The 5,945-nt window shown below is 71.4% G+C and carries 5 protein-coding genes and 2 pseudogenes; 2 read left to right on the top strand and 5 right to left on the bottom strand.

Annotation, left to right across the window (positions count from 1 at the left end; all coding sequences use genetic code 11):
- The coding region (locus tag FF36_RS12175; protein WP_206778453.1) for a hypothetical protein at positions 1 to 480 on the top strand (480 nt) is incomplete at its 5' end.
- Between the two features lie 37 nt (positions 481 to 517).
- Here the strand turns inward: FF36_RS12175 and FF36_RS37780 are convergent.
- The 5 genes and pseudogenes from FF36_RS37780 to FF36_RS12155 form a co-directional block, all read right to left on the bottom strand.
- Positions 518 to 1,925: pseudogene (locus FF36_RS37780) on the bottom strand (tetratricopeptide repeat protein); the annotation flags it as partial.
- A gap of 1 nt (position 1,926) precedes the next feature.
- The coding region (locus tag FF36_RS37775; RefSeq protein WP_242418291.1) for a tetratricopeptide repeat protein at positions 1,927 to 3,637 on the bottom strand (1,711 nt) is incomplete at its 3' end.
- Positions 3,638 to 3,828: 191 nt separating this feature from the next.
- Positions 3,829 to 4,713: a hypothetical protein gene (locus FF36_RS12165; protein ID WP_044885165.1), complete on the bottom strand. Its 885-nt coding sequence runs from the start codon at positions 4,711 to 4,713 to the stop codon at positions 3,829 to 3,831.
- Between the two features lie 32 nt (positions 4,714 to 4,745).
- A complete protein-coding gene (locus FF36_RS12160) occupies positions 4,746 to 5,057 on the bottom strand; it encodes a hypothetical protein (protein WP_044885164.1) in 312 nt (103 codons plus the stop codon).
- A gap of 292 nt (positions 5,058 to 5,349) precedes the next feature.
- Positions 5,350 to 5,646, bottom strand: a complete 297-nt coding sequence (locus FF36_RS12155; protein WP_082121856.1) for a group II intron maturase-specific domain-containing protein — start codon at positions 5,644 to 5,646, stop codon at positions 5,350 to 5,352.
- Between the two features lie 107 nt (positions 5,647 to 5,753).
- On the opposite strand from FF36_RS12155, the pseudogene FF36_RS12150 reads away from it, so the two are divergent.
- Positions 5,754 to 5,945, top strand: a pseudogene (locus tag FF36_RS12150) (IS3 family transposase); the annotation flags it as partial.

Raw genomic sequence — 5,945 nt, 5'->3', positions numbered from 1 at the left:
GAAAAAACCGGCCCCGACCAGGCCCCCGACGCCGATCGGGACGCAGCCCCACCTCCGCCGGGCTCCTCCGCGGACGCTGGTCCGGTGCCGGCCGAGCCGGCGCGGGGCGGTTCCGCGGAACCGCCGGAGGCGCCATCCGGGGGCCGCCCGCCGCTGCGCCCGGTCGACTGGGACGGCTCGTTCACCCGCACCTGGCAGTCCCGCGACGACAACGAGCTGACAAACCGTCTCGCTTCAGAGCAGGAGCGGGAGTGGAGCCAGCGAGAGCTTGATCAGATGATGCGGGAGTTCCGGGACAAGGCGAACGCGGCGGCGGACGCGCGTGCACGTGCGGAGCGGGAGCGCGCAGCCGAGCAGTCGGGTGCGCCTGATGACGCACGGTCGCGCTTGTTCGACAAGTTGGCGGGATTCGGCCGTCCGTCCGACGAAACGGATACCTTCCCGGACGGTGACGGCGGCGGGTCTCCGGACACGCGTTGACGGATCGCCGTGCTTGGCAGGTGACCGGCCCAGCCGGTTATGGGCTGAAGCGGGAATGCCCGGTTTCGGCTGTCGGTGGCCGTTCGGGGCGGGGTGGCCTGTCGGCGCCCTGGTGCTGGGTGGCGTCGGTGAGCGCGCGGCGGGCGCGAATGGCGTCCGGGTGGTAGGGGCCGTGGTCGCGCATGGCGTCGGTGAGCGCGTCACGGTAGAGGGGTGCGGCGTCGGTGTGCCGGCCGGCCTGGCGGTAGGTGTCGGCGAGGGTGGTCCGGCTGGCGCGGGTGTCGGGATGGTCCGGGCCGAGGCTGTGGGTCCGGACGGCGTGGACGCGTTCGCTGAGGTCCACGGCCTGGGCTAGCCGGCCGGTGTCGCGGCAGACCTCGGCCAGGCCGGCGGCGGTGCGCAGGGTGCGGTCGTCGGCGACGCCGTCGGTCCGGGCGCGGGCGACGAGCTGGCGTTCGAGGTGGTGGCGGGCCGCTTCCGGTTGGCCCGCGTCACGGTAGTGGGCCGCAAGATCATCTCGGGCTTCCATCGCGCGTGGGTGTGCACGGCCGAGGAGGCGTTCGTGGCGGTCGAGAACGCGTTCGAAGTGGATGACAGCCTCGCCCGGCCGGCCTTCCGCCAGATGGGCGGCGGCTAGGCTCTCCCGGGTTTCCGTTGTCTCCGAGTGGTCGGGGCCGAGGACGCGTTCGCGGCCGGTCAGGGCCTGGTCGAACAGAGGAACGGCGGATTCGGGTCGTCCGGCTTTGAGGTGGGTGCGGGCGAGGGCGTGGGCGCTGTCGAGGGTGCGGGGATGGTGGGGACCGAGGACATGCTCGCGGCCGGTGAACGCTTGGTCGAGTTCTCGGGTGGCGTCCGCGAGGCGGCCGGCCTGGTGGTAGGTGACGCCGAGTTGGTGACGGCTGTCGAGAGTGTGGGGGTGGTCCGGGCCGAGGACGCGTTCGCGAGCGGTGAGGGTGGGTTCGGCGTGGGCGACGGCGTCGCTGGTGGCGCCGATTCGTCGGTAGGTGGCGGCGAGTTGGTGGCGGGTGGTGAGGGTGTCGGGGTGGTCGGCGCCGAGGAGGCGTTCGCGGTCGGTGAGGGTGGGTCGCAGGAGGCGGGTGGCCTCGTCGCCGCGGCCGGCGTCGTCGAGGGCGGCGCCGAGGCGGTGGCGGCTTTCCAGGGTGGCGGGATGGTCCTCGCCGAGGGTGCGGCGGCGGTCGGTGAGGTTCTGGGCGAACAGGTCGGTGGCGTGGTCGAGGTGGCCGGCTTGTTGGTAGGCGCGGGCGAGGGTTTCGCGGCTGGTGAGGGTGTCGGGGTGGTCGGGGCCCAGGAGGCGTTCGCGGTCGGTGGCGTTGCGTTCGGCCAGCGGGCCGGCGACGGCGAGGTGGTCGGCGTTGAGGGCGGCGCGGATGTGGGTTTCGCGGGCGGTGAGGGTGTCGGGGTGGTCGGGGCCGTCGAGGCGTTCGNGGGCGGCGACCGCGCGGGCGGCGAGCGGTTCGGCCTGCTCGGGGTGGCCCTGTTCGGTGAGGTAGGCGGCGGCGTGTTCGGCCAGCCAGGCGGTCTGCGGGGTGTCGGCGGCGGGATCGGTCGCCTCGACGGCGGCGAGGGCGTGCGGGAGAAGTTCGCGCCAGGCCGGCCAGGCATCCGGGGTGGCGATGACGTCCTCGGGCAGAGCCGTATGCAGCATCCGGCCGAGCGTGCCCACCAGCCGATCGGCCTGCTCGGGGCTCGTGTCTGCGCGGACCGCGGCGCGAACAAGGGGATGCAGGGCCACCGCGGAACCGTCCCGATGGGCGAGACCGGACCGTTCCAGGTCCGCCACGGCGCCGGCCAGGTCGAACGGATCACCCGCGGCCGCGCGCAGCTCCCGGTCGCCGATCGCCTCGGGATCGGCCACCAGCAGCCGCAACGGCAGCGGCCCGGAGGCATCACCATGCGCGGCGAGACGCAGCAGCTCACCGGCAGCCGGCGCATCCGCGTCGAGGCGGCGCAGCGGCTCGTCCCACAGCGTTGCGGCGGTGACCCCGGGCCGGCCCGGCACCTCCCCCTGACCGAGCACCACAGCCGGCCGGTCGATCAACGCCGCCAGGTACGTCTCCGCCGGCGCCCGGGCCTGACCGATCCGATGCGCCGCCTGATCAAGAGCAAGCGGATGATCACCGAGCTGGCCGGCGATCGCTCCGGCGACAGCCCGGTCGACCGCCGGGAGCCGGTCGGCGAGCAGCGCGACCGACTCCGCGCGTTCCAACGGGCCGAGCGGCACGACGACGCCGGTGTCCACCCAGTCGTCGGCGCGCGACGTCACCAGGATCCGACCCGCGCCGGTCGAGGGGCGCAACCAGCCAGGTAGCTCGCCGGGGCCGGCCGCGTCGTCGAGGACGAGTAACCAGCGGCCGTCGGCGGCGTCGAGCCGGGCCAGGACGGCCGCCGGTTCCGCGTGCCGCGGCAGGCCCAGGGCCGGTGCGAGCGCCCGCACCCGTTCACCGACGAGCTCCGGGCGCCCCGCCGGCACCCACCACACCGCGTCGAACCCCATCCGCTGCTGACGGACGTACTCGACGGCCAGGCTCGTTTTCCCGATCCCCGCCAGACCCGTCACCGCCACCAGCCCGCCGCCCGACATCGCCTCATCGAGCCGGCCCAGCGCCGACGCCCGACCGACGAACCGCGCCGCGGGCCGCGGCACGTTCCACACCGGCGGCAACTCCCCCGGAAACACCGCCCTGCCAAGGTATGACTGGCGGTCCGGGAAACTCGCGCCGTCCCCCACCTCCACCTGCCCAGCCTCAACTCGCCCGGCCTCGCCACGCACCGCCGCGAGCAGCACGGTCTGCGCGGCCCACCGGCTGCGACCGACCAGATCAATGGGGACGAGCTGGCCGAGCAGCCCGGGAATCGGCCGGTCCGTCACCCGCGCGACCAGCAGCCGCCGCTCCCCATCCAGCACCCGCGGCGACCAGGCCGCACCCCACTCCGCCGACGCCGCCGACGAATCCAGGTAACCGTCCGACACCACCGCGATGGTGCGCCGCGCCCGCTGCGTCACCCCATCCAGCCACGAAACCCGATGAGTACCAGGCACCGCATCCCAAGCCTCGAGCGTGACACGGTGACCAGCGCTCTCCAACGCCCCCGCGATCCACTCAGCCCAGCTGAGCCCATCCTCGGCATAGGACACGAAGACATCGAGAGCGCGACCATCGCCCCCGCCCGTCACCCGAACAGGATGACACAGTCACCCAAACCACTCGATCCGACATGGGAACCGGACAGGATGGCCCAGTTCGATGGGCACTGAGCTGGCCGGCACCGAGTAGCCGCCGCCGGTGACCGAGAAGCCTCCCGGGCCGGGCTGCTCGACGGGCCGGGTTACTCGGCGCGCCTGACCCCGGTGAGCCGGTGGCGCGTCTGGCGGAGGTCCGCCGCGGTGTCCAGCAGCTGGGCGACCGTGCGGCGAGGGCGATCGTTCCCGCTGCTGTCGGGTTCACCACGGAAACGTCGCAGCATCTCCAGCTGGACCCGGGCGCCGTGGCCCTGCGCGACCTGACGGAGAAGCTTGTCCTTGTCACCGGACGGAAGATCCTTGATCCAGCTGGCCAGGGCGCGGGGATCGTTCTTGGTCGCCGGCGCGGGTGAACTGGCCTGGGCCGCGCTGGCGAGCAGGTCGGCGTCGAGGCGCAGGAAGTCCGCCAGGGCCCGCTGGGGCGCGGTCAGGCTGCCCAGCCCGGCGGGCACCGGCGGTTCGGGCTCGTCCTCCTCCTCGTCGTCGAAAGCGTGCTCGTCACGTTCCCAGGTTCCCCAGCCAGCCAACCAGGCCAGGTAGAGAGGCCGCAGATCACCGGCGGCGAGTTCGGCACGGACACCGACAATCGCCGCCAGCGAATCCTCGGCGCCTTCCACCCAGTCCTCACCCTCGACCTCGCTGTTCAGGTCAACGACGAGATACGCCCCGGTGGTCCAGGCGGTGACGTGCGGATCGACGCAGTACTGCTCGGCGATCCTGAGATCGAGCAGGGTCCGGGGCAGGCGGAACATCAGGCGATGGGTACCCCAGTTGGCGAGATACAGATGAGCGTCGTAGAAGCGCTCCATCATCTTCCGGGGATCGCCGCCGAAGTCACCCCAGTGGTACTCGTTGGTGAAACGAGTTGCGGTGATACAAGCCCGGGTAGACAGCCCACGAACCTGGGCCTGCTCCCGTTCGTTCAGCGGCCGGTCAACGGCCAGGAACTCGTAGTATTGGTACTCCGACATCGTCTGTCCAGCCCACCCTCGTCGTCACGCCGTCAGAGCGCCCAGTGCCGGAACGCCTCAATCCATTCCGCCCCGGCCGGCGGCGGGGTGGGCAGCGGCAGGTCCAGAATGCCGACCGCCTGACGATGCCTCCCACGGACGCAGACAGCGACGATACCGCTCCCAGGCAGCAGATCGATCCCCGCGACGGTCACCTCCACCCCCAGGACTGTGGTCCGGAAGGGAACCGCGAGATTGTCCTCGATCACGGACTGGAAGGCTGCGAGCTGTTCGTCCTCGCCGTAGGCATCGACGACAGCACGCTCGACCAGAGCCTCCAACTCGGCGTCACTCAGCCCCGCCATGGCCGGCAGCCTACCGACGCGGTGATCGGACAACCTCGTCGGATGTCGCTCCGCCGCACGGAACTGCCCGGAGAGACCGCCGACCCGGAGTCGAGAACTATCCATCGGCCGACAGCGCCAGCGGCGATCCGTCCACGCCGGTGTAGCACCGGCCAGGGCCGATGATCCGGTTCCGGTTGATGCCGAATGCTCCCGCCCAGACCGCCGGGTAGCCCGGGGGGATCTCACCCCCAGGCCCCCACAGAACGGAGCGTGACGGTCTCCTGTCACTCCGCTCTTCCCATCCAGTCCGTCAGAAACTGGTGACCCATGCCCAGTGGGCGAGCAGGCGGGGCTGTCTACGTATCAGCCCCTTCCACCAGCGTTTGGCCTTCTTGAACGACCGCAGCCGTTTGAACTTCCGCCTTGCCCATCGCACCAGATAGGTATTGATGCGTTGCAGTAAACGGTACAGCTCGGAGCGGTAGAACTCCCCGTAGTAGTTCATCCAGCCGCGAATGACCGGATTCAGCCACGCCGCGAGCGCCGCAATGTCCTCGGTCGTGCGCAGGTTGATCCGCCACCGGCGGACCACCCTATCTGTCAGCATGAGATGAGCCAGGCGGCGGCTATCATCTTGTGACCTGGGCGGGTAGGGAGAGGAAGATCGTGACGATGGCGGTGCCGGCTGGGCGTGGCCTGNTCGATGATGTCCGTGTGGACGGACGTGAGGACGCGGGCCGGCGGCCGGACCCGGAGGTCGAGCCGAAGGCGCGGCGGCGGTCGTTCTCAGCGGCGTACAAGCTGCGGATCCTGAACGAGTACGAGGCGGCCCCGGACGGGCAGAAGGGTGCAATTCTGCGCCGGGAGAGTCTGTACTCGGCGCATATCGTGGAGTGGCGTAAGGCC

The organism is Frankia torreyi, from assembly GCF_000948395.1.
In the GTDB taxonomy this organism is placed as follows: domain Bacteria; phylum Actinomycetota; class Actinomycetes; order Frankiales; family Frankiaceae; genus Frankia; species Frankia torreyi.
This window is presented reverse-complemented; position numbering and strand designations above follow the sequence as displayed.

Bases quoted from the DNA above. Each gene is read 5' to 3' on its own strand.
- FF36_RS12155 (WP_082121856.1), bottom strand. From the start codon at position 5,646: ATGCTGACAGATAGGGTGGTCCGCCGGTGGCGGATCAACCTGCGCACG.
- FF36_RS12160 (WP_044885164.1), bottom strand. From the start codon at position 5,057: ATGGCGGGGCTGAGTGACGCCGAGTTGGAGGCTCTGGTCGAGCGTGCT.
- FF36_RS12165 (WP_044885165.1), bottom strand. From the start codon at position 4,713: ATGTCGGAGTACCAATACTACGAGTTCCTGGCCGTTGACCGGCCGCTG.